The organism is Pseudomonas japonica (assembly GCF_013522925.1).
GTDB lineage: Bacteria > Pseudomonadota > Gammaproteobacteria > Pseudomonadales > Pseudomonadaceae > Aquipseudomonas > Aquipseudomonas japonica_A.
Genome location: NZ_JAAMQU010000015.1, coordinates 1 through 21,821 on the forward strand (window position 1 = coordinate 1; position 21,821 = coordinate 21,821).

Below are 21,821 nucleotides of genomic sequence, written 5' to 3' on the forward strand. Positions count from 1 at the left end.
AGCATTGGAACCACCTGATCCCATCCCGAACTCAGCAGTGAAACGATGCATCGCCGATGGTAGTGTGGGGTTTCCCCATGTGAGAGTAGGTCATCGTCAAGATTCAAACCCAGAACCCCTGATCGCCCTGCGATCGGGGGTTTTGTCTTTTCTGTACCCCTAAAACCCCACAGCCCCGCGGCATCACACGCCTTGCGACCCAAAGTCAGTAGTGGCATCGTCTCCCTCCAATTCTTTGTCTCCGGGACGGCGGAATGTCAGCAACCGAAGCCATTACACCAGGGTTCATGGTCATCCATGGCAACCGCCCCGATGACTTGCGCAGCCTGGTAGTGGAGTGGATGCGGCGTTACCCGCTGCGGCCCTTGCAGAACGAAGTTGCCCTGGTACAAAGCAACGGTATCGCCCAGTGGCTGAAGATGGCCCTTGCCCAGGATCCGGAGAACGGCGGCTGTGGCATTGCCGCTGCGATCGATGTGCAATTGCCCGGCAGCTTCATGTGGCAGCTGTACCGTGCCGTACTGGGAAGGGACCTGATTCCTGAAGTGTCGCCCTTGGACAAAGTGCCGCTTACCTGGCGGCTCATGCGTTTATTACCCTGCCTCGTGCTCAAGCCCTCATTCGAGCCACTGGCGCGTTTTCTCGGCGACGACACGGACATGCGAAAGCGTTACCAGCTCGCTCAACGTCTGGCAGACCTGTATGACCAGTATCAGGTGTACCGGGCAGACTGGCTGGAAGATTGGGGCAACGGCGCGTTTCAGCTTCGCTCGGCAAGAGGGGAGGCGAAGCCGCTGGCCGAGGCCAACAGATGGCAGGCTGCGTTATGGCAAGCGTTGCTCGAGGACGTAGGCCAGGAAGGTATGGCCCAAAGCCGGGCAGGCGTGCATCAGCGCTACATGGAAGTTATCACCACAGCGCAAACCCCACCGGCTGATTTGCCAGAACGGGTCATCGTCTTCGGCATATCGTCCCTGCCTGCCCAGATACTCCATGCGCTTGCCGGGCTCTCACGCTTCACCCAGGTGCTGTTGTGTGTGCATAACCCGTGTCGCCACCATTGGGCCGACATCGTCGCCGACAAAGACCTGCTCCGCCGTGAATACCGGCGCCAGCAACGCAAGTCAGGTATGCCGCTTCAAGTAGAAGCGCAAGACCTTCACCAGCATGCGCACCCTTTGCTGGCCGCCTGGGGTAAACAAGGGCGCGACTACATCAGCCTGCTCGATGAATTCGACCAGCCGGACAGCTACCGTGGCGCATTCAGCGACGGCAAGATCGACCTCTATAGCGAGAGTGACACCCCCACCCTCCTGAGCCAACTGCAGAACGACATACTGGAGCTACGGCCCCTGCGGGAAACCCGCGAGCTATGGCCTGCGGTTAACCCGGCAACAGATGACTCCATTCGTTTTCACCTGGCGCACAGCCCCCAGCGTGAAGTGGAAGTGCTGCACGATCAATTGCTACAGCGTTTTTCCGCCAACCCGGATCTGAACCCCCGGGACGTAATTGTGATGGTGCCGGATATCAATGCCTATGCCCCGCACATACGGGCAGTATTTGGCCAGGTGCCGCGGGACGACCGTCGTCACATACCCTTTACCCTCAATGACCAGGGCCAGCGCGGCCGTGAGCCCTTGTTGATTGCGTTGGAGCATTTGCTGCACTTGCCGGATAGCCGCTTCGCGGTCGGTGAAGTGCTGGACCTTCTCGACGTGCCAGCGCTACGGGCGCGGTTTGGCATACCCGAGCAATCCCTGGCAATTCTCCATGGCTGGATCGAGGGTGCAGGCATTCGCTGGGGGCTAGATGCACGGCAGCGCACGGCACTGGGGCTGCCCGAAGGGATCGAGCAGAACAGTTGGAGGTTTGGCCTGCGCCGCATGCTGTTGGGCTACGCGGTAGGCGGCGAAGCCGGCTTCGACGGGATAGAGCCATACGATGAAGTCGGTGGGCTGGATGCTGCTCTGGTTGGCCCGCTGTATGCGTTGGTCGATCGTCTTGACCATTGGTATCAAACCCTGGCTTCGCCCGCCGCCCCACAGGAGTGGGGTGAGCGCTTGCAGCAGCTGTTGGTGGACTTCTTCCTGCCGGAAGACGAACACGCCGAGTACCTCCTCATTCAATTGGATGAGCTGCGGGACCAGTGGCTGCAAGCTTGCGAACATGTGCAGCTGCAGGACGCCCTGCCGCTTACGGTCGTGCGTGAAGCCTGGTTGGTCGGGCTGGATCAGGGGAGCTTGAACCAACGCTTCCTGGCGGGCTCGGTGAATTTCTGTACCTTGATGCCCATGCGCGCCATTCCCTTCGATGTAGTGTGCCTGCTGGGCATGAATGACGGCGACTATCCCCGCGCGCAGCCGCCCCTGGATTTCGACCTCATGGCTGCGGACTACCGCCCAGGCGACCGCTCGCGACGGGAAGACGACCGCTATCTGCTATTGGAGGCTTTGTTGTCTGCGCGCCACCAGCTGTACATCAGCTGGGTGGGCCGTAGCATTCGCGACAATACCGAGCGGCCGCCGTCGGTACTGATCGGCCAACTACGTGACCACCTCGCCAGCGGCTGGCGGCTCGAAGGGGAGGAGAGCGACAGCACCGAGCTGCTCCATGGGCTCACCCTGGAGCACCCGCTCCAGCCTTTCAGCGCACGGTATTTCGAGGCCGGCCACGAAGGGCTTTTCAGTTATGCGCATGAGTGGCAGCGGGTGCATGAGCCCGTGCAAGCCCAGAGCGTGGAACAACCGCTTCCGGCGTACACGCTGGATGCGCCCATCGCGCCTGATGTGCTTGCCAATTTCCTTCGTAACCCTGTGAAGCATTTCTACACGCAGCGGCTGAAGATCTACTTCGAAGAGCTACAAGGCGCGCTGGATGAAGCCGAACCCTTCACCCTCGACGGCTTGCAGCATTATGGGCTGAGCCGGCACCTGCTCGATGCCGCTGTGCTCGCCGGCGATAGCGAGCTGAACACAGTGTTACAAGCCCACGCCCAACGCTTGCAGGCTGCGGGCCGGCTGCCTATGGCGGGGTTTGGCGAACTGCTGCAGGCCGAATTGATTGCGCCGTTGCCCGACCTGATCACACGTTACCAGGGCTTGCTGGTGCGCTGGCCACAACGGCTGGACAGCGCCCTGCCGCTTCACTTCGAAGCGCAGGGCATAGCAGTCGAAGGCTGGCTGGGCGGCGTGCACGAAGGCAGCGATGGGTCATTGCTCAGCGTTACCTTGGTGGCCAACGCCATCAACACGCGCAGCGGCCGCAAATGGCCGCGCCTGATCGAAACCTGGGTGCAGCACCTCATCGCTTGTGCTGAAGGCCTGCCGCTACACAGCGCCGTGGTGGCGACTGACACTACCCTGATGTTGCCGCCACTGGAGCAGTCCGTCGCCAGCGGGCACTTGGCTGGCCTCCTACAAGGCTGGCACCTGGGCATGGCGCAGCCCCTACCTGTCGCTGCCCGTACCGCCTTTGCCTTCCTCGACGCCAAGGACCGTGACGCTGGAATAAAAGCCGCTCAGCTGGCCTATGACGGCAGTGATTTCGGTGCCGCCGGCGAGCGCACCCGCGACATGGCCCTGGCGCGCCAATACCCGGACTTCAACGCCCTGACTCAGGACGAAACCTTCGAAGGCTGGGTAGAAACGTTGTACCAACCCCTGCATGCCGCCCCCTGGGCAGACCTTTCCGCTCAGGAGAACACCCGATGACGCGCCCCCTGGCATTGACCTTTCCCCTGCGCGGCAGCCAGCTGATCGAAGCCAGTGCCGGCACCGGGAAAACCTTTACCATCTCGGCGCTGTATCTACGCCTGGTGCTCAACCATGGGGGCGAGGCCTGCGGGTTCGGGCGGGAGCTATTGCCGCCGCAAATCCTGGTAGTGACGTTCACCGATGCCGCCACCAAGGAACTGCGTGACCGTATCCGCACCCGTTTGGCGCAAGCGGCGCAGTTCTTTCGGGATGAAATCCCGGCCCCGGACGACTTGGTGCGGCAGTTGCGAGAAGACTACCCCGACAGCCAATGGCCGGTCTGTGCAAGCAAGCTTGACGCCGCGGCGCAATGGATGGACGAAGCCGCGGTGTCCACTATCCATGGCTGGTGTCAGCGCATGTTGCGCGAGCACGCCTTTGACAGCGGCAGCCTGTTCACCCAAAGCCTGGAAACCGACCACAGCGAGCTGTTGGGCGAAGTGGTGCGCGACTACTGGCGGCAATACTGCTACGGAATGGTCGGCGACACCCTCACCTGGGTACGCGAACACTGGAAGTCCCCCGCGAGCCTGCTGGCGCGCGTGCGTGCGTTGCTGAGCGGCGCGCAGCCATTGGACGAAGCCGCGCACCCGGGCCATCACATCGAGAGCGGCTTGCAGCGCCGGCTGGAAGAGCTGTCTCGCATCAAGCAGCCGTGGGCGGAATGGGTGGAGCAGGTGCGGGCCCTGCTGCTGCAAGGCATTGCCGATAAAGCCGTGGACGCGCGCAAGCTTCAGCCGCGCTATTTCGAGCCTTGGCTGCAAGGGCTGGCAGACTGGCATGCCGATCCGAACCTCCACACGCTGGACATCGGCAAGGGCTTCGAACGTCTTACACCGGAAGGCATCGCCGAGGCGTGGAAAACCGACCCGCCCAATCATGAAGCCTTCGAAGCGATGCTCACCCTGCGTGATCGCCTCAAAGGCTTGCCGGACCCAGGCGCGGACGCGCTCCAGCATGCGGCGGCGTGGATTGCGCATCGCTTCGAACACGAGAAGCGTCGCCGCGCCGAAATGGGTTTCGACGACATGCTGCTTCGCCTGAACGCCGCATTGCGCGGCAGCGCCGGCGAAGCGTTGGCCGAAGTGATCCGCACGCAGTTCCCGGTGGCCTTGATCGACGAGTTTCAAGACACAGACCCGATCCAATACACCATCTTCGAGCGCATCTATCAGATCGCCGATAACCGCGCAGACCTTGGCATCTTCCTTATCGGCGACCCCAAGCAGGCGATTTATGCGTTCCGCGGCGCCGATATCCACACGTACCTGCGCGCTCGCCGGGCCAGTGCCGGGCGCCTGCACAGCCTGGGTACCAATTTCCGCTCCAGCCACGCCATGGTGACAGCGGTCAACCGTGTGTTCGAGCAGGCCGAGGCGCGCGAGCAGGGGCGTGGCGCGTTCCTGTTCCGCGAAGCAGATGACAACCCGGTACCGTTCCTGTCGGTGGAGGCGCAGGGGCGCAAGCAGGAATGGGTAGTACAGGGCGAGCCCAAGCCTGCATTGACGCTCTGGGCGCTCGATAGCGAGAAGCCCGTGGCCAACGGTGTCTACCGCGATCAACTGGCGCCGGCCTGCGCGAGCGAAATCGTGCGCCTGTTGGAACTGGGGAAGCGCGGGCTGTGTGGCTTCCAAGCCGGGGACGGCACACTCAGCCCGCTCGCACCTGCCGACATCGCGATCCTGGTGCGCGACGGTGGCGAGGCGCGGGCGATACGCGCGCAACTACGGGCGCGAGGCGTGCGCAGCGTTTACCTGTCGGACAAGGAGTCGGTGTTCCACAGCCAGGAAGCACTGGATGTGCTCGCCTGGTTGCGCGCCTGCGCCGAGCCGGACGCCGACCGTTTGCTGCGCGCCGCGCTGGCCAGCGTTACTCTGGCCCGCCCTTTGTCCGAACTGGAGGCGTTGAACCGCAACGAACTGGCTTGGGAAGCGCGGGTGATGCAATTCCGCGAATATCGCGTGCTCTGGCGCACCCAGGGTGTACTAAGCATGCTGCGCCGCCTGCTGCACGATTTCGACATGCCCCAGACCCTCACTGCCCGAGCGGATGGGGAGCGCATACTCACCAACCTCTTGCACCTCACCGAGTTGCTGCAGCAAGCCTCCACCGAGCTGGACGGCGAACAAGCGCTGATTCGGCACTTGGCGGAACGGCTGACCAGCACCCACGACGGTGGCGACGAGCAAGTGGTGCGCCTGGAAAGCGACGAGCAACTGGTGAAGGTGGTGACCATTCACAAGTCCAAGGGGCTTGAGTATCCACTGGTATTCCTGCCCTTCGTCTGCAGCGCCCGCCCCATCGATGGCAGCCGGCTGCCGGTGAGCTGGCACACCCCCGAGGGTGAAGTGTGCGTGTCCATGGCACCCGACGATGCCGCCATCGCTGCCGCCGATGACGAGCGCTTGGGCGAGGACCTGCGCCTGCTCTACGTTGCGCTCACGCGGGCCCAATACGCGTGCTGGCTGGGCGTTGCCGACCTCAAGCGTGGCCGCGAAAGCCGCTCGGCGCTGCACCGTTCGGCGCTGGGCTACTTGCTGGGGGGCGGCCAGCCCTTGGCGGAATCCCCTGCGCTCGGCGATTGGCTCGCCACCGTGCAAGGCGGCTTGCCCGCTTTAGCGGTATGCCCGGTGCCGGAAGCGACCGGCGAGATCTATGTGCCGCCGCGCAGTGAGCGCCAGTCGCGGCCGGCCCTTACCCCCGCGCGGCGTGCGGCGGAACACTGGTGGATCGCGTCCTACAGCGCCTTGCGTATCGCCGAAAACGTCGATGGCGGCCTGGCCCCCGACAGCCTGCGCGCGCAAAACCTGCTGGACGATGAGCCCCTCGGCAATGCCACCTCCCTGGGGCCTGCCCAGGGCCCGATCCACCAGTTCCCGCGGGGCCCTCACCCTGGCACCTTCCTTCACGGGCTATTGGAGTGGGCGGCACGCGAAGGCTTTGCCGCGCTTGCCCAGCGGCCCGCCCTGATGCGCGATACCTTGGCCCGGCGTTGCGCCACCCGCGGCTGGAGCGGCTGGATACCCACCCTTGAGCAATGGCTGGGCGGCATGCTGCAGGCGCCGCTGCCATTGGGCGATGGGCAGGAGGCTTGCCTGGCCGAGCTGGCCACGTATCGCTACGAAATGGAGTTTTGGTTCGCCAGTAGCGAGGTGGACGTTCATCGCCTCGACACCCTGGTTCGCCAGCACACCCATCACGGGGCGGCGCGCGCCGCGGCAGAGGGCGGGCGGCTCAACGGCCTGTTCAAGGGCTTCATCGACCTGTGCTTCGAACACAACGGGCGCTATTACGTGGCCGATTACAAATCCAACTGGCTCGGCCCGGACGACTCCAGTTACTCGCCGCTGGCCATGGAGGCCGCGATCCTCGAGCACCGTTACGACCTGCAATATGTGCTGTACCTGCTGGCGCTTCACAGGCAACTGAAGGCTCGCCTGCCGGGCTACGACTACGACCAGCACATAGGAGGCGCCTTGTTCATATTCCTGCGCGGTTTGAGCGCCCCTACGCGAGGCGTGTATTTCAGCCGCCCACCCCGGGCGCTTATCGAGCAGCTCGACCTGCTGTTCCAGGGCCGCCTGGAAGACGCCGGCCCGGGCGAGCAGGCCGATTTGTTCCTGGGGGCTTCGGTATGAGTGACCTCACGCTTGAACAGAAAGAAACCACTTCACCGCTGGCATCCATCGACGGCCTGTTTCGCTTGCTGCGGCTGTGGGTGGAGCGCGGGTGGCTGCGGCCGCTGGATGAAGCTCTGGTACGTTTCTTCGCCGAGCGGGTGAGCACGGCCGACCCGCTGGTATTGCTCGCCGCCGCGCTCACCAGCCACCAACTGGGCCATGGCCACGTATGCCTGGACCTGGAACAAACCCTGCTGGAGCCCGATTTCGCGCTGTCCTTGCCCCCCGAGGGGGACGCCGGCCTTTCAGGTGAAGTGCTGCCCTCCCAGGTGCTCGCCACTTTGGAACTTGCCCACTGGCTACGCACTTTGAGTGCCTCCCCCCTGGTGGCGACGGGCGCCCTTGGCGCGGCGGATTGCCCCCTCGTGCTCAATGGCAGCCGCCTATACCTGCGCCGCTACTGGAATTACGAGCGGGCGGTGGATGGTGCGTTAAGGCAGCGCCTGGCGCAGCCTTCGGAGGTTCCGGCCGACCTGGGTGAGCGCCTGGATGCGCTGTTCCCTCATCAGGCGTCCATGCCGGTGGACTGGCAGAAGCTGGCCTGTGCCCTGGCCACCCGCTCGGCCCTGAGCATCATCACCGGCGGCCCGGGCACCGGTAAAACCACCACGGTGGTACGCCTGCTGGCGTTGCTGCAAGGCCCTCGGGTCGAGGCGAACCGCCCGTTGCGCATTCGCCTCGCCGCGCCTACCGGGAAGGCCGCCGCCCGCTTGACCGAATCCATTGGCCTGCAAGTGCAGGGCCTGGACGTCGCCGACGCGATCAAGGCGCTTATCCCCACCGATGTCACCACGGTGCACCGTTTGCTGGGTAGCCGGCCCGGCACGCGGCATTTTCGTCATCACCGGGGTAACCCCTTGCCGCTGGACGTGCTGGTGGTGGACGAAGCGTCAATGATCGACCTGGAAATGATGGCCAACCTGCTGGAGGCGCTGCCACCAAAGGCGCGGTTGATCCTGCTGGGCGACAAGGACCAGCTCGCGTCGGTGGAGGCTGGCGCGGTGCTGGGCGACCTGTGCCGCGACGCCGAGCAAGGCTATTACACGCCAGCCACTCAAGCCTGGCTGGAAGCGATCGCCGGGCAAAGCCTCTCCGCGGCTGGCCTGCAGGAGGGTACTGACGCCGAGCATGCCCTTGCCCAACAACTGGTGATGCTGCGTTACTCCCGGCGCTTTGGCGAAGGCAGTGGCATTGGTGAGTTGGCCCGCTGCGTCAACCAGCAGCGGCCTGAAGACGCCCGGAAGGTGTTGAACGACCGCTCGCTGGAAGACATCGCCAGTTGCCGCCTGCATGGCGAGCAGGATCAGGCACTGGAGCGCCTGTTGCTCAATGGGACGACCAAGGGCGCCGGTGCCCGCACTGGCGGCCCCCTCGGCTATCGGCACTACCTTACCCTCGTGCAGCGCAACCGCCCCGCAGCCACCGCTTCACTTGAAGACCCTGCCTGGTTGGTATGGGCGGGGGATGTATTGCGCGCCTTCGATACGTTCCGCCTGCTATGCGCGGTGCGCAAAGGCCCCTGGGGCGTTGAGGCAGTGAACCAACGGGCAACCCGGGCGCTGTACGCCGCCGGCCTGATCGAGAGCGACCACCATTGGTACGAAGGCCGCCCTGTGCTGATGACCCGCAATGACTACGGCCTGGGCTTGATGAACGGGGACATCGGCATTGCCTTGCGCTTGCCCGAAGCCGAAGGTTCGTCACGGCTCACGCTGCGCGTAGCCTTCCCGCGCAACGACGGGCAGGGCGGCGTTCGCTTCGTATTACCCAGCCGCCTGACCGATGTGGAAACCGTGTACGCCATGACGGTGCACAAGTCCCAGGGCTCGGAATTCGAGCACACCGCGCTGGTGCTGCCCGATGCGCTGAACCCGGTGCTGACCAAGGAACTGATCTACACCGGGATCACCCGCGCCAGGCGCTGGTTCAGCCTGGTGGAACCGCGCCCCGGGGTGTTCGAGGAAGCGGTAAAACGCAAGGTGCGCCGGCTCAGCGGGCTTATGCTCGAGCCCGCTCGCTGAGCGACGCTGGAGCTTCCTCTTCCAGGCCGATAAAGCGGCGCACCCGTTGCGCCGCTGCTTCGGTACGGATGGCCTGGGGCGAGCCATCGAATGCGACCTTGCCGTTCTCCATGAAAATCACCCGGTCTGAGATGGACATGGCGAAGTCCATTTCATGGGTCACGATCACCAGGGTCATGCCTTCGTCGGCCAGGTCGCGGATGACCTTCAGCACCTCGCCCACCAGCTCCGGGTCCAGTGCGGAGGTGGGCTCGTCGAACAGCATGATCTCAGGGTTGAGCGCCATGGCGCGGGCGATGGCCACGCGTTGCTGTTGGCCACCGGACAACTGCTGCGGGTATTTGTACGCATGGGCGAGCAAGCCCACCTTGTCGAGCAGGGCCAGCGCCCGGCGCTCGCTCACGGCCCTGGGCTCGCCATGGTAGCGGGGCGCCAGGGTGACGTTATCCAGCAGGGTGCGGTGTGGGAACAGGTTGAAGTTCTGGAACACCATGCCGATGCGCCGAATACCCTGGCGCACCCTGGCGGTGTTGGGCTTGTCCCCGGCGCTGATATAGCCCTCTCCAAACAGCACCACTTCGCCCTGCTCGATGCTCTCCAGTGCGTTGATGGTGCGGATCAGCGAAGTTTTCCCCGAACCCGACGGGCCGATGATAGAAATCACCTCGCCGGCGGCGACGGTCAGGTCGATGCCCTTGAGCACCTCGTGCTCGCCATAACGCTTGTGCAGGTTGCGCAGTTGAAGCGCTGGCGCCGCGCCGCGAGCAGGCACCGGTTCGCTGGGCCGCGTGGCCGCCGCCGGTGCGCTGCGAAGCTGGGCAAGGGCGTGTTCGTTCAAGGCTGCAGGCGTGCGGCGGTTGAGGTCTAGTGAACGCTCCAGCCACTGCAGCAGCCAGCCGAATACTGTCACGATCAGCACGTAATACGCGCCGACCGCAGCCAGGGTTTCCATCACCAGGAAGTTCTGCGCATACAGCCGCTGGCCAACGGTGAGCAACTCGGTGAGGGAAATCACCGACACCAGCGAGGTCAACTTCACCACGGTGATGTATTCGTTGATCAGCGTGGGCAGCGAAATACGAAACGCCTGCGGAATCACGATCAGCCGCTGCAGGCCCACGGTATCGATGCCCAGCGCGCGGCCGGCTTCCCGTTGGCCCTTGAGCACCGAGATAAGCCCACCACGGTGGATCTCCGCCATGTAGGCCGCCTCGGTCACTACCAGGGCGAACAAGCCGGAATAGAACGGGTTGGACAGCACCGCGCCGGTGGCCGGGAACAGCTGGGGCAGGTTGTACACAAACACCACCAGCACCAGCAGCGGAATACTGCGGAAAAACCAGATGTAGGCGCTGGCTGGCACGCTCAAGAGGCGCGAGGTTGAAAGCTTGGCCGACGCCAGCAAGAAGCCCAGTATCATCCCCAGGAACCACGCCAGGGCGCTCAACGCGATGACTGTGACGCAGGCTTTCCAGAAGTCCGCCATGGAAAACAGCGAAACGAAATAACTCCAGTCGAATTGCATAGGCACCTCAGGCGCCGCCCCCGGAAGGGCGGCTGATAAACGTCAGTTAACCGCTTCCAGGTCGTACTTCTTCAGGATGGCGTCGTACTCGCCGTTCTGCTTGCTGGCCTTCACCGCTTCCAGCAAGGCGGCATAGGTATCGGCGTTGCCCTTTTTCACGTAGATGCCCAGGGTTTGCGGGTATACCAGTTTTTCCGAGGTCACGACCACGCGGCCATTGGTGCGCTGGGCGATCATGTGCGCCGCGCCAGCGATCTCCACCTGTGCCTGCACATTCTTGGAGAGCAAGGCCTGAGTCACCTCTGGTGCCGACGGGAACTCGCTCACGGTGATCTCGCCTTTCTTGTTCGGCACGCAGTAGCTGGTGGACAGCTCACGGAATTTCGCCACCCAGGTGGTGCCTTGCTCAAGGCCGATTTTCAGGCCGCAGAGGTCTTCCGGCGTTTTCGGGCTGAGCTCGCTGCCCTTGGGCACCATGATCGCCGCGCCGGTGTTGGCGTACGGGATCGCCTGCGCCTGGGCTTCACGCTCGGGTGTGATGTACATCCCGGAAATGATCGCGTCGTAGTGCCCGGCGTTGAGGCCATTGATCAGGTTAGGGAATTTGGTATCCACAAAATCCGCCTTGCTGCCCATGGCCTTGGCGAGGGAGTGCGCCAATTCCGGGTCGGAGCCCACCACTTGCTTGTTGGCATCGTAGGATTCGAACGGCGGGTAGGTAATCTCCATCCCCACCTTCAACACGCCGGGGGTGGTGGTAGGTGCGGCGAAGGTTGCAGTAGCGCACAGCAGGCCGGCGGCAAGCAGGCCGAAGCGGGTGGTGTAATGCATGGGCGAAGGCTCCTGGAGTTTTTGATGTAAGTGCTGGGCGATCACAACGCGGCTGCCTGATTTTTCAGGTGGCCGAAACTGGCGGGCTTGCGCGCATGGGTAGGTAGCTGCAACTCCCCAGCCGCCACTTTGCGCCGCAGGTACTGGTAGGTTTGCAGGGCCTGGCCCCACATGTGTTCCCCGATTGGCAGGGCTTCATAGTGCTGCTCACTCTTGGCGAAGCTGGGCAATGGGGCGATCTGGGTGTGGTAATCGCAGGCATAGAACAGCGGGAAGGCATAGCGCTCGGCCGCGACCTTGCGCACCCGGTGGGCGGTGGCCACAAAGGCGCCGGCGGTCATCACTTCCAGCATGTCGCCGATGTTCACCACAAAGGCGCCCGGGTGTGGCGGCGCGTCGACCCATTCGTTCTGGTCGTTCATCACCTCCAGGCCAGGCTGGTCGGCATGCAAGATGGTGAAGCACTCGTAGTCGGTATGGGCGCCGATGCCGGGCGCATCCACCCGTCGTGCATCGAAGGGGTAGTGAATCAGTCGCAGCTTGGACGGCGGCCGGCTGACCATGGGCGCGAAGTAGTCTTCGGGCAGGCCCAGCGCCAGGGCGAAGCCACTGAACAGCTTGCTGCCCAGTGCAAACACTGCGGCATAGTAGGCTTGCACCGCTTTCTTGAAGCCAGGTACCTCTGGCCAATGGTTCGGCCCCAGTAGCGGCGTGCGGGCCAGGTAGAGCGGGTCGTTCGCGGGCACTTCGAAGCCGATATCGAAGGCTTCCTTGTGATCCGGCTCGCCCTCGCCGTACACCTCTTCGCCTTTGGGCACGAAGCCCTTGTGGCTCTCTGAAGTGCCGATGTAGTGCTTCATCTTCGCGTCCAGCGGCTGGGCGAAATACGCCTTCGCAGCGTTCTGCAGGCCTTCGATCAGCGCCGGGTCGATGCCGTGGCCGGTGATATACAGAAAGCCCACTTCACTGGCGGCACGGCCCAACTGCTCGGCCACGGCCAAGCGGTGCTCCAGCTCCACGCTGAACAGGCCGGCGATGTTTACCACGGGGATGCTGCTGAAATTGGCGTTGCTCATGCCGCCTGGCCCTCGCTGAGGAAACGTTGGAAGTGCGCGCGTTCGGTGTTGGCCATCCACTGGTTCAAACCCCAGAGGTCGGCCACCGGCACGTTGGTGAAAGGGAGATGGTGCAGGTACCCGTCCGCGCCAAATTCGGGCGTGAGGGTAGTAACGGCCTGGCCACGCGCTTGCTGCGCGCGCCATACCGCTTCCCAATGGCCTTGATGGAAGGCCAACGCTTCGGCGTATTCCGGCGCGCCAGGGTGCGGCACCTGCGGGCCCTGGTCGTAACCCACCCGGGCTTGAATGTGCGCCACGCGCTCCACGAACGGGGAAAGGTCATCGGCGGGGTCGTTCAACAAACGCTCGCAGCACACCACCCAGTGGCTGATGTCGCTGGTGAAGCGCAGCGCCGGCAGTTGCCGAATGAGTTCGAGGGTGACCCAAGGGTTGAACAGCGACCGCGCGCGGTGGGTTTCCACCAGCACCGGCACGCCTTGTTGGCTGGCCAGCGCCAGTAGCTCGCCGAAGAAGTCGACCTGCTGGGCCAGCGACCAACGGTCGTTGCCGGCCAGTACATTTACAAAGCGCGGCGCTAGCTCGTTGGCCCAGTCCAGCTTGCGTTGAAGGTCTTCCAGGTGTTCAGAGGGCGGCGCGCTTTGCTCGGGCAGCACGTCGTAGGCGGTGAACACCGTAGCGATGTAGGGCACGAGATTGCTGGCAAGAAACGCCGCGAATTCCCGCCGCTCGGCTGCGTCCAACGGCAGCCTCGCTTCAATGCCGTCGAACCCCGCCGCCAGCAGCTCCTCCAGCGCCTGGGCCTTGCTGGCCCTGTAACCCCAGAGTGATCGGAAAATCTCCAGTTGCATCGGTGCCCCTCGGCGCGCAGCTACGTAATGCCCCCGGCGTGGCCGAAAGCAATGAAGGGCAGTAGCAAGCGTGAACCGAGGCCGGGCCTCTGACGGGCCCGTTCCGATGCGCCGATGGTAGGCAGCACGTGGCGGCGGGTTGAATAGGCTGCGGCAAATCATTAGTTCAGGGATTTCTGAAGTGAATGCTTGGCCGGCTTTGTGGGCCTGGGTCACCACCGCACCCTGTGGGAGCTCACTCACCTGTGGGACCGGGCATAGCCCGGGAATGGACTGCCACGACGGTCTGAAAGCAACCCTGAAACTCACGCTGGAGTAATGCTTACAGCAGGTCGCTCCGTCACCTTAAAAAATCCCTCCGTTCATCCAAAGCGCACACACAATGGCGCGGCCGGCTCATCACCCACGTGCCAGAGCGCCTGAGTGCCCCAGCCCCTTACGGCTTGCGAACACAAGCCCAACCCTCCAATGCGATGCACTCATCAGGTTTGTCAAAACCCCCCTATCCATGACCGATGGCCCGGGGCTACTATCGGCTATCCATCCATGGAGGGTCCGGTATGAATACGTATGATGCAAAGCATTTAAGGCTGCTGAAGCTGATTGCCGCTGGAGATTGGCATTCCATCGCCATCACAGACCTGGAGGAGCTAAGGACGCTCTCGGTCTGCGGGTACATCGAGGTGAGTTCCAGCCGCAGCGACAGCCATAACATTACCCTCCTGGCCGAGGGGCTGAATTACTTGGGTCATCTGTTGAAGCTCGAAGTGATGGGCAGCGCAGGGGCGTCCCAATCCAGCCCCGTCTTCCAGCCCTTGGCATCGTCGATCAGGGCGATCAATCAACCTTCCGAAGCTGCGCCTCGCCCAGCAAAAACGGGCGGTTGAGCTCTGTCTGTGCCCTGATGTAATCCCACAGCAGGGTAATGCGCTTGAGCTTGCGCAAATCTTCCCGGCAGTACATCCAGAACTGCCGGGTCAGCTCCACCTTATCCGGCAACACCGGCACTAGTTCCGGCGCTTCGGCGGCGAGGAAGCAGGGCAATATCGCCAGCCCATGCCCTTGCCGCGCCGCCACCATCTGCGCGACCACGCTGGTGCTGCGCAGCCTTGCGCTGGCGGCGGGGAGCAGGTGGCTGAGGTAAAGCAGTTCAGAGCTGAAGGCCAGGTCGTCCACGTAGCTTACGAACGGATGATCAGGCAGCTGTGCCACATCGGTGATGGGCGCGTGCCTGGCGAGGTAGTCGGCGGTGGCGTACAGGCGCAGCCGGTAGTCGGTGAGTTTGCAGCACACATACGGCCCATGCTCCGGGCGCTCCAGAGCGATCACGATATCCGCTTCGCGCTTGGACAGGCTGATGAAGTGGGGCAGGGGCAATATATCTACCGAAATGGCCGGGTATTGCTCTACGAACTCGCTCAGCAGCGGTGTGATGAAAAAGCTGCCGAAGCCTTCGGTGCAGCCCATGCGTACATGGCCGGAGGGTGCCAGGCCAGAGCCTGTAACCTGTTCACAGGCCATGTGCAGCGTGCTTTCGATGGCTTCGGCGTAGCCCAGCAACCGCTGCCCTTCGTTGGTAAGGCTGAAGCCATTGGTGCGGGATTTTTCGAACAGCAGCGTGCCGAGCGAGGTTTCCAGCGCGGTGATGCGGCGGGACACGGTGGTGTAGTCCACCCCGAGCCGCTTGGCCGCGCTGCTGGCCTTGCGCAGCCGGGCCACCTCAAGGAAAAACTTCAGGTCATCCCAGTTCAGTCCCGCCAGTGACGTGATGTGTTTCTGCATGATGATCCGGCTTATATCCGCATTCTTGTTGGAAGTTTGCATACCTATACTGGATGCAGGCATTCCCTGCCAGCGCTGAATCGAGCGCTGATCGCGAACAACAACAATCACGCGGAGGTTTATATGAATGCGCCCCTTCCAGGCGAAAGCACTCGGGTCGCCACGGTCAAGCTGTTGATCGACGGCCAATGGATCGAATCCCAAACCGCTCAATGGCAAGACGTGGTCAACCCGGCCACCCAAGAGGTGTTGGCGCGTGTGCCCTTCGCCACGGTTGCCGAGGTGGATGCAGCGGTCAATGCCGCGCAGCAGGCCTTCCTCGAATGGCGCAATACGCCCATTGGCGCGCGCATGCGCATCATGCTCAAGCTGCAGGCGCTGATCCGCGAGCACAGCAAACGCATTGCCGCCGTGCTCAGCGCCGAGCAGGGCAAAACCCTGGCTGACGCCGAGGGCGATATTTTCCGCGGGCTGGAAGTGGTGGAGCACGCGTGCTCGGTGGGCAGCCTGCAAATGGGTGAGTTCGCCGAAAACGTGGCCGGTGGTGTGGACACTTACACCCTTCGCCAGCCCATCGGCGTGTGCGCGGGCATTACCCCGTTCAACTTCCCGGCGATGATCCCGCTGTGGATGTTCCCCATGGCGATCGTGTGCGGCAACACCTTTGTGCTCAAGCCCTCCGAGCAGGACCCGCTCTCTACCATGGAGCTGGTGAAGCTTGCCCTGGAGGCCGGCGTGCCGGCGGGCGTGCTGAACGTGGTGCATGGCGGCAAGGAAGTGGTGGATGCCATTTGTACCCACCCAACGATCAAGGCCATTTCCTTCGTGGGCTCCACGGCCGTGGGCACCCATGTGTACAACCTGGCCGGCCAGCACGGCAAACGCGTGCAAGCGATGATGGGCGCGAAAAACCACGCCGTGGTGCTGCCGGACGCCAACCGCGAGCAAACCCTCAATGCCCTGGTGGGCGCCGCGTTTGGCGCCGCCGGGCAGCGCTGCATGGCCACTTCGGTGGCGGTGATGGTGGGTAGCAGCCGGGAATGGATACCGGACCTCAAGGCACTGGCCGAGCGCCTGAAGGTGAACGCCGGCAGCGAGCCGGGCACCGATGTGGGCCCGGTGATCTCGCCACGGGCCAAAGCGCGGGTGGAAGAGTTGATCGCCAGCGGCGTGGAACAAGGCGCGCGGTTGGAGCTGGACGGGCGCAACGTAAGCGTGCCGGGGTATGAGCAAGGCAACTTCGTAGGGCCAACCCTGTTTACCGGCGTGACCACCGACATGCGCATCTACACCGAGGAAATCTTCGGCCCGGTGCTGGTGGTACTGGAAGTGGATACCCTCGACGAAGCCATCGCCCTGGTAAACCGCAACCCGTTTGGCAACGGCACGGGGTTGTTCACCCAAAGCGGCGCGGCGGCGCGCAAGTTCCAGAGCGAAATCGACGTGGGCCAGGTGGGTATCAACATCCCGATCCCCGTACCGGTGCCGTTCTTCAGCTTCACCGGCTCGCGCGGCTCCAAGCTGGGCGACCTGGGGCCGTATGGCAAGCAAGTGGTGCAGTTCTATACCCAAACCAAGACGGTCACCGCACGGTGGTTCGACGACGCCAGCGTGGACACCGGCGTGAACACCACCATCCACCTGCGCTAGGAGCCAGCCATGAAAATCGCATTTATCGGTTTGGGCAACATGGGTGCGCCCATGGCCCGCAACCTGATCAAGGCCGGGCACAGCCTGCTGCTGTTCGACCTCAACCAAGGCGTACTGGCTGAACTTGGGGCGCTGGGGGCGGAAGTGGCCACCTCGCCTCGAGAGGCCGCGCAACAGGCCGAGCTGGTGATCACCATGCTGCCGGCCGCGGCTCACGTACGCGCGGTGTTCGAGCAGGAAGACGGCGTGCTGGCGGGTATTCGGGCCGGTACACCGGTGGTGGATTGCAGCACCATCGACCCGCAAACCGCTCGGGACATGCATGCCGCCGCCGCGCGGCAGGGTGTGGATTTCGCCGATGCGCCGGTATCTGGCGGCACGGGTGGCGCTCAGGCGGGCACGCTCACCTTTATGGTGGGCGCCAGCGAAGCGCTGTTCGCCACGTTGCAGCCGGTGCTGGCGCAGATGGGCAAGAACATCGTGCACTGCGGAGAAGTGGGCACCGGCCAGGTGGCGAAGATCTGCAACAACATGCTGTTGGGCATCTCCATGATCGGCGTAGCGGAAGCCATGGCGCTGGGCAATGCCTTGGGCATCGACACCAAGGTACTGGCAGGCGTGATCAACAGTTCCACCGGCCGTTGCTGGAGTTCGGACACCTACAACCCTTGGCCCGGGATCGTGGAAACGGCGCCGGCCAGCCGTGGCTACAGCGGTGGCTTCGGCGCCCGGCTGATGCTCAAGGATTTGGGCCTGGCTACGGAGGCGGCCAAGCAGGCCAACCAGCCCGTAGTAATGGGCGCGCTGGCCCAACAGCTGTATCAGGCCATGAACCTGCGTGGCGACGGCGGGCTGGATTTCTCCGCCATCGTGCAGGGGTATCGCGCCGCCGAATGATTACCGCAGCGCGGACGAAGGGCTAAGCATGCGGATACGCTGAACCTCGAAGTCGCGCTCCAGGTACTCCATGCGAACGTCGAAAAAAGCCTTCATGTGGGGCAGGGCGGAGTGCACATCCAGCGCCGCCTTGCTCGCCCACACTTCATAGAACACGAACAGGCTCGGGTCTTCTTCGTCCTGCAGCATGTGGTATTCGATACAGCCGGGTTCTTCGCGGCTTCCCGCTACATGTTCAAGAAACATCGCCTTGAACGCCTCGGCTTTTTCGGGGCGGGTTTTGGCCTTGAGAATGAAACCGTACGCGTCGCTCATCGCGGTCCTCCTGTTTGAATTAACACTAGCCTAGCGCAAAGATGGGCTGAGGATTGTTGCGTTGAGGGAACAAGCGATTTGCGCTTGTGTGGGTGGTTTTCAGGGTAGTGGGTAGGTAGGCTGCGCGGCATTCGACACTTATGAGGGCTAGCCTATGAATATCCTGCTACTCAACGGCGGCAAACAGTTCGCTCACTCTGCCGGCCGCTACAACGAAACCCTGCACGACGCTGCGCTGGCCTGGCTCGATCACGCCGGCCATGACGTGAAAGACACCTTCATCGACGGCGGCTACGACATTGCCGCCGAAGTGGAGAAATACCTTTGGGCCGATGTGGTGATCTATCAGATGCCCGGCTGGTGGATGGGCGCCCCGTGGACGGTGAAGCAGTACATTGACGAGGTATTCACTCAGGGCCACGGCAGCCTGTACGCCAACGACGGCCGTACCCGCTCCGATGCTTCCCAGCGCTACGGCAGCGGTGGCCTGCTGCACGGCAAGCGCTACATGATCTCCGCCACCTGGAATGCGCCGCAGCAAGCTTTCGATGACCCGGCCGATTTCTTCGAAGGCAAAGGGGTGGATGCGGTGTACTTCCCGTTCCACAAGGCCAACGAGTTCCTCGGCATGACAGCCTTGCCGACCTTCCTGGCAGTGGATGTGATGAAATGGCCCACTATCGAAGCTGACGTGGCGCGTTATCAACAGCACCTGGAGACTGTGCTAAAAGGGCTGTGAATCCCCCCAGAGCCCTGCATGTGAAAGCGCGATCAGACGAACTGCAACTCTTTATCGCGGTAATCGAAGGCGGCTCCATTTCGGCCGCCGCCGAGCAGGCCGGGCAGTCGCCCTCAGCGGTAAGCCGTACCCTGGCGCGGCTCGAAACCAAGCTGGGTACCACGCTGATCAACCGCACTACCCGGCGCATGAGCCTGACCGAAGAAGGCAAGTATTTCTTCGAGCGGGCCAAGGCCATTCTGCAGGACATGGAAGCGCTGGAGGAGCATCTCGCCGTCCGCCAGCAGGCGCCCTCGGGCCGGCTGCGCATCAACGCCGCCTCGCCGTTCATGCTGCACGCCGTTGTTCCGTACGTGGCCGAGTTTCGCCAGCGCTACCCGGATATCTTCCTTGAGCTGAACACCAATGACCTGATCATTGACCTGCTCGAGGAAAATACCGACGTGGCGATCCGCATCGGCACCCTGGCGGATTCCACCCTGCATGCGCGCCCACTGGGCAGCAGCCCGCTGAACATATTGGCCAGCCCGGCTTACCTGGCGCGCCACGGTACGCCCGAGCGTGTGGAGGACCTTGCCAGCCATACCCTGCTGGGCTTTACCCGCAACGAAGGCCTTAACCAATGGCCGCTGCGCCATGCGGGTGGCGACCGTTTGCCGATCGACCCGGCGGTGGCGGCCTCCAGCGGCGATACCTTGCGAGAGCTTGCCTTGGCGGGCGAGGGCATCGTGTGCTTGTCCCACTTCATGACCCACCATGACATTCACGAAGGCAGCCTGCAGATGGTGCTGGCCGGGTTCAATACCGGTTACCGTCAACCGATCCACGCGGTGTACTACCGCAATACCCAGCTTGCGCTGCGGATTCAGTGCTTCCTGGATTTCATTCAAGAGAAGCTCAAGGTGTACGCGCAATAACGCCCGGCACGCTGCGCTTTTTGCCGAGGTGGCATTTATAGGCCTTAATTGAGGGCGGATACCTCATTACAAGGACAACCGATGCGCCTCGTACTTTGCAAAACCCTGGTCGCCACCGCTGTATTGGTGGCGTCGAGCAGCAGTTGGGCCAGCGCCTTGCCGGCTGGCGCAGTGGCGTCGCCGGACCGCTACGGGGCCGAGGTCGCCGAAGCGATCCTCAAGCAAGGCGGCAATGCCGTGGACGCCGCAGTCGCCACCGCCTTCACGCTCGCGGTCACCTACCCCGAAGCCGGCAACCTGGGCGGCGGGGGCTTCATGACGTTGTACGTGAAGGGCAAGCCGTACTTCCTCGACTACCGCGAAACGGCGCCGAAGGCAGCCACCAAGGACATGTACCTGGACGCCAAGGGCGAAGTGGTGCCGGACCTGAGCCTAGTGGGTGCCAGGGCCGCTGGCGTGCCCGGCACCGTGATGGGCCTGTGGGAGGCGCACAAACGCTTCGGCAAGCTGCCGTGGTCTGAGTTGCTCACCCCGGCCATCGGTTATGCCAAGCGCGGGTTTATCGTGGCGCAGGAGCAATACCAGTACCGCGAAGACGCCCTTGGCCTGTTCAAGAGCAGCACCAATTTCCCGCAGTACTTCGGCAGCATGAAAGTGGGCGAACGCTTCGCCCAGCCCGAGCTGGCGCAAACCCTCGAACGCATCGCTGACAAAGGCGTGAGCGAGTTCTACCAGGGCAAAACCGCGCAATTGCTGGTTGCCCAGATGCAGCACGACAAGGGCCTGATCACCGCGGCAGACCTCAAAGGGTACAAGGCCCGCTGGCGTGAACCCCTGCGCATCGACTGGCGCGGCAATGCCATCTACACCGCGCCGCTGCCGAGTTCCGGCGGCATCGCGCTGGCGCAACTGCTGGGGATCAAGGAGCGCCGTAGCAGTGACTTCAACGGCGTACCGCTGAACTCGGCCCGCTACATTCACTTGCTCGCGGAAATCGAGAAACGCGTGTTCGCCGACCGCGCGGATTACCTCGGCGACCCGGACTTCAACAAGGTGCCGGTGGGCATGCTCACCGCCCCGGCCTACCTCGACAAACGCGCTGCGGAGATTAACCCCAAGGCTATTTCACCTACCGAGCAGGTTCGCCCGGGCCTGGAAACTCACCAGACCACGCACTTCTCGATCATCGACAAGGACGGCAACGCGGTCAGCAATACCTACACGCTCAACTTCGATTACGGCAGCGGGGTGGTGGTGACGGGCGCGGGCTTCCTGCTCAACGACGAGATGGACGACTTCAGCGCCAAGCCTGGCGTGGCCAACGGTTTCGGTGTGGTGGGCAGTGACGCCAACGCCATCGCGCCCGGCAAGCGGATGCTCTCGTCCATGAGCCCGACCATCGTGACCCGCGATGGCAAGGTGACGTTGGTGGTCGGTACGCCTGGCGGCTCGCGGATCTTCACCAGCGTGTTCCAGGTGTTGAACAATCTGTACGACTACCACCTAACCCCGGTGGAAGCCGTGACCGTGCAGCGCGTGCACCATCAGTTGCTGCCCAAGGACACGATCTACTACGACGCCATGGCGCCGCTCACTGGTGAAGTGGCGGATGACCTGAAAAAGATGGGCTACACCCTGGAAGATCAAGGCTGGCTGATGGGGAACATACAGATGATTCGGGTGGAGAACGGCCAGCTGGAAACAGCGTCCGACCCGCGCGGGCGTGGGGAAGGGAGGGTAGTGCAGTAGGAGCGGGTGAAACCCGCGAACCGGGCAATGAAG

General features: G+C 63.2%; 15 protein-coding genes and 1 rRNA gene. 10 read left to right on the top strand and 6 right to left on the bottom strand.

The window, feature by feature from the left end; genetic code table 11:
• The 4 genes from rrf to recD form a co-directional block, all read left to right on the top strand.
• Nucleotides 1-102: ribosomal RNA gene (gene rrf, locus G7016_RS21085) — 5S ribosomal RNA — on the top strand; the annotation flags it as partial.
• Between the two features lie 152 nt (nucleotides 103-254).
• Nucleotides 255-3,713, top strand: a complete 3,459-nt coding sequence (gene recC, locus G7016_RS21090) for an exodeoxyribonuclease V subunit gamma (RefSeq protein ID WP_181117672.1) — start codon at nucleotides 255-257, stop codon at nucleotides 3,711-3,713.
• Nucleotides 3,710-7,393, top strand: coding sequence for an exodeoxyribonuclease V subunit beta (recB, locus tag G7016_RS21095; protein WP_181117673.1), 3,684 nt, complete (start codon nucleotides 3,710-3,712; stop codon nucleotides 7,391-7,393). Before recC ends, recB begins: the two co-directional genes overlap by 4 nt.
• Nucleotides 7,390-9,456, top strand: a complete 2,067-nt coding sequence (recD, locus tag G7016_RS21100) for an exodeoxyribonuclease V subunit alpha (protein ID WP_181117674.1) — start codon at nucleotides 7,390-7,392, stop codon at nucleotides 9,454-9,456. The genes recB and recD overlap by 4 nt, the downstream gene beginning before the upstream one ends.
• On the opposite strand, the gene G7016_RS25405 is transcribed toward recD, so the two are convergent.
• Genes G7016_RS25405 through G7016_RS21120 form a run of 4 tightly spaced genes read right to left on the bottom strand, consistent with a single transcriptional unit; the run spans nucleotide 9,434 to nucleotide 13,739 of the window.
• Nucleotides 9,434-10,981: an amino acid ABC transporter permease/ATP-binding protein gene (locus tag G7016_RS25405; RefSeq protein WP_181117675.1), complete on the bottom strand. Its 1,548-nt coding sequence runs from the start codon at nucleotides 10,979-10,981 to the stop codon at nucleotides 9,434-9,436. The two genes, recD and G7016_RS25405, sit on opposite strands and share 23 nt — an antisense overlap.
• 42 nt (nucleotides 10,982-11,023) lie before the next feature.
• The gene (locus tag G7016_RS21110) at nucleotides 11,024-11,812 is read right to left on the bottom strand and encodes an ABC transporter substrate-binding protein (protein ID WP_181117676.1); all 789 of its coding nucleotides are present in this window, start codon (nucleotides 11,810-11,812) and stop codon (nucleotides 11,024-11,026) included.
• Nucleotides 11,813-11,853: 41 nt separating this feature from the next.
• The gene (locus G7016_RS21115) at nucleotides 11,854-12,888 is read right to left on the bottom strand and encodes an isopenicillin N synthase family dioxygenase (protein WP_181117677.1); all 1,035 of its coding nucleotides are present in this window, start codon (nucleotides 12,886-12,888) and stop codon (nucleotides 11,854-11,856) included.
• On the bottom strand, nucleotides 12,885-13,739 hold the full coding sequence (locus tag G7016_RS21120) for a sugar phosphate isomerase/epimerase family protein (RefSeq protein WP_181117678.1): 855 nt from the start codon (nucleotides 13,737-13,739) through the stop codon (nucleotides 12,885-12,887). Before G7016_RS21120 ends, G7016_RS21115 begins: the two co-directional genes overlap by 4 nt.
• Before the next feature lie 560 nt (nucleotides 13,740-14,299).
• Here G7016_RS21120 and G7016_RS21125 point away from each other — a divergent pair.
• A complete protein-coding gene (locus G7016_RS21125) occupies nucleotides 14,300-14,626 on the top strand; it encodes a hypothetical protein (RefSeq protein ID WP_181117679.1) in 327 nt (108 codons plus the stop codon).
• On the opposite strand, the gene G7016_RS21130 is transcribed toward G7016_RS21125, so the two are convergent.
• Nucleotides 14,577-15,521 carry a LysR family transcriptional regulator gene (locus G7016_RS21130; RefSeq protein WP_181117765.1) on the bottom strand — a complete coding sequence of 315 codons (945 nt, stop codon included), beginning with the start codon at nucleotides 15,519-15,521 and terminating at the stop codon, nucleotides 14,577-14,579. The two genes, G7016_RS21125 and G7016_RS21130, sit on opposite strands and share 50 nt — an antisense overlap.
• 123 nt (nucleotides 15,522-15,644) lie before the next feature.
• On the opposite strand from G7016_RS21130, the gene G7016_RS21135 reads away from it, so the two are divergent.
• Nucleotides 15,645-17,171 carry a CoA-acylating methylmalonate-semialdehyde dehydrogenase gene (locus G7016_RS21135; RefSeq protein WP_181117680.1) on the top strand — a complete coding sequence of 509 codons (1,527 nt, stop codon included), beginning with the start codon at nucleotides 15,645-15,647 and terminating at the stop codon, nucleotides 17,169-17,171.
• 9 nt (nucleotides 17,172-17,180) lie between these two features.
• Nucleotides 17,181-18,068, top strand: a complete 888-nt coding sequence (gene mmsB, locus G7016_RS21140) for a 3-hydroxyisobutyrate dehydrogenase (RefSeq protein ID WP_181117681.1) — start codon at nucleotides 17,181-17,183, stop codon at nucleotides 18,066-18,068.
• Here the strand turns inward: mmsB and G7016_RS21145 are convergent, their stop codons facing one another.
• On the bottom strand, nucleotides 18,069-18,383 hold the full coding sequence (locus tag G7016_RS21145) for a putative quinol monooxygenase (RefSeq protein WP_181117682.1): 315 nt from the start codon (nucleotides 18,381-18,383) through the stop codon (nucleotides 18,069-18,071).
• A 154-nt stretch (nucleotides 18,384-18,537) separates the two neighbouring features.
• Here G7016_RS21145 and G7016_RS21150 point away from each other — a divergent pair, with 154 nt between their 5' ends.
• The 3 genes from G7016_RS21150 to ggt all read left to right on the top strand — a co-directional run bounded on the left by G7016_RS21150 (nucleotide 18,538) and on the right by ggt (nucleotide 21,788).
• The gene (locus G7016_RS21150) at nucleotides 18,538-19,122 is read left to right on the top strand and encodes an NAD(P)H-dependent oxidoreductase (protein WP_181117683.1); all 585 of its coding nucleotides are present in this window, start codon (nucleotides 18,538-18,540) and stop codon (nucleotides 19,120-19,122) included.
• Nucleotides 19,123-19,142: 20 nt separating this feature from the next.
• On the top strand, nucleotides 19,143-20,039 hold the full coding sequence (locus G7016_RS21155) for a LysR family transcriptional regulator (RefSeq protein WP_181117684.1): 897 nt from the start codon (nucleotides 19,143-19,145) through the stop codon (nucleotides 20,037-20,039).
• Between the two features lie 81 nt (nucleotides 20,040-20,120).
• On the top strand, nucleotides 20,121-21,788 hold the full coding sequence (gene ggt, locus G7016_RS21160; RefSeq protein WP_181117685.1) for a gamma-glutamyltransferase: 1,668 nt from the start codon (nucleotides 20,121-20,123) through the stop codon (nucleotides 21,786-21,788).
• Nucleotides 21,789-21,821: the final 33 nt, after the last annotated feature.